Below are 1,806 nucleotides of genomic sequence, written 5' to 3'. Positions count from 1 at the left end.
GTTGCGCGGCTTGTCGACGTCGGTGCCGCGGGCCAGGGCGGCGTGGTAGGCCAGCAGCTGCACCGGGATGGTGTGCACGATCGGGCTGAGCACGCCGACGTGGCGCGGGGTGCGGATCACGTGCACGCCCTCGGACGGGCCGAAGTTGCTGTCCTGGTCGGTGAACACGAACAGCACGCCGCCGCGCGCGCGCACCTCCTGCATGTTCGACTTCACCTTCTCCAGCAGGCCGTCGCGCGGGGCGATCACCACCACCGGCATGTCCGCATCCACCAGCGCCAGCGGCCCGTGCTTGAGCTCGCCCGCCGGATAGGCCTCGGCGTGGATGTAGGAGATTTCCTTGAGCTTGAGCGCGCCTTCCAGCGCGATCGGGTAGTGCACGCCGCGGCCCAGGAACAGCGCGTGCTGCTTGGGCGCGAAACGCTCGGCCCAGCCGGCGATCTGCGGTTCCAGGTTCAGCGCGTGCTGGATGCTGCCGGGCAGGTGGCGCAGGTCCTCGATGTAGCCGGCCTCCTGCTCGGCATCGAGCTTGCCCCGGAGCTTGGCCAGGGTGGCGGCCAAGGCGAACAGGCCGACCAGCTGGGTGGTGAAGGCCTTGGTGGAGGCCACGCCGATCTCGGCGCCGGCGCGGGTGTAGAAGACCAGGCGGCTGGCGCGCGGGATGGCGCTCTCGGGGACGTTGCAGATCGACAGCGTCTTGTCGTGGCCGAGCGACTTGGCGTACTTGAGCGCCTCCATGGTGTCGAGCGTCTCGCCGGACTGGGAGATGGTGACGACCAGGTGCTTGGGATTGGCCACGGCGGTGCGGTAGCGGTATTCGCTGGCGATCTCGACGCTGCAGGGCAGGCCGCTGATGGCCTCGATCCAGTAGCGGGCGACGGAGCCGGCGTAGAAGCTGGTGCCGCAGGCGAGGATCTGCACGCCCTCGACGTCGCCCAGCACGGCCCGGGCGCCGGCGCCGAACAGGTCGGGAGTGAAGGCGTTGGCGTCGATGATCGCCTCGATGGTGTCGCCGACCGCGCGCGGCTGCTCGTGGATCTCCTTCTGCATGAAGTGGCTGTAGGGGCCGAGCTCCAGCGAGGCCAGCGAGACGTCGGAGACGTGTTCCTCGCGCCGCACCTGGGCGCCCTCGGCATCGAACACGCGCACGCCGCCGCGCGTGACCTCGGCGGTGTCGCCCTCCTCCAGGAAGATCACCCGGCGCGTGGCCTGCAGGATGGCCGAGACGTCGGAGGCGACGAAGTTCTCGCCCTCGCCCAGGCCCACCAGCAGCGGACAGCCCATGCGCGCGCAGACCATGCGTTCGGGATCACGCTTGCTGATCACCGCCAGGGCGTAGGCGCCGTCGAGCTCCTTTACCGCACGCTGCAGGGCCGCCAGCAGGTCGGTGCCGTCCTGCAGGTAATGGTGGATCAGGTGGGCGATGACCTCGGTGTCGGTCTGCGACTCGAACGCGTAGCCCAGCGCGCGCAGGCGCTCGCGCTGTTCCTCGTGGTTCTCGATGATGCCGTTGTGGACCAGGGCCAACTCGCCGTGGCTGATGTGCGGGTGGGCGTTGTTCTCGGTGACGCCGCCGTGGGTGGCCCAGCGGGTGTGGCCGATGCCCAGGCCCGCGACGAAGCCCTCGCTGGCCGCGGCCGCTTCCATCTCGGCCACGCGGCCGGTGCGGCGCACGCGGCGCACGTCGCGATCGCCGACGATGGCGATGCCGGCCGAGTCGTAGCCGCGATATTCCAATCGCTTCAGGCCTTCGATCAGAACGGGAACCACATCGCGATCCGCGATCGCGCCGACGATGCCGCACAT

1 protein-coding gene is annotated in these 1,806 nt (G+C 69.8%); it reads right to left on the bottom strand.

Annotated features, from left to right (window positions below; genetic code table 11):
* A partial coding sequence (gene glmS / locus MD221_RS17365; protein WP_242113412.1) for a glutamine--fructose-6-phosphate transaminase (isomerizing) occupies window positions 1–1,806 on the bottom strand: 1,806 nt, incomplete at both ends.

Origin of the sequence: Luteimonas aquatica, from assembly GCF_022662575.1 — a bacterium.
Taxonomy (GTDB): domain Bacteria; phylum Pseudomonadota; class Gammaproteobacteria; order Xanthomonadales; family Xanthomonadaceae; genus Luteimonas; species Luteimonas aquatica.
Note: the sequence above shows the minus strand (reverse complement) of the source record. Positions and strands in the feature narration are given on the sequence as shown.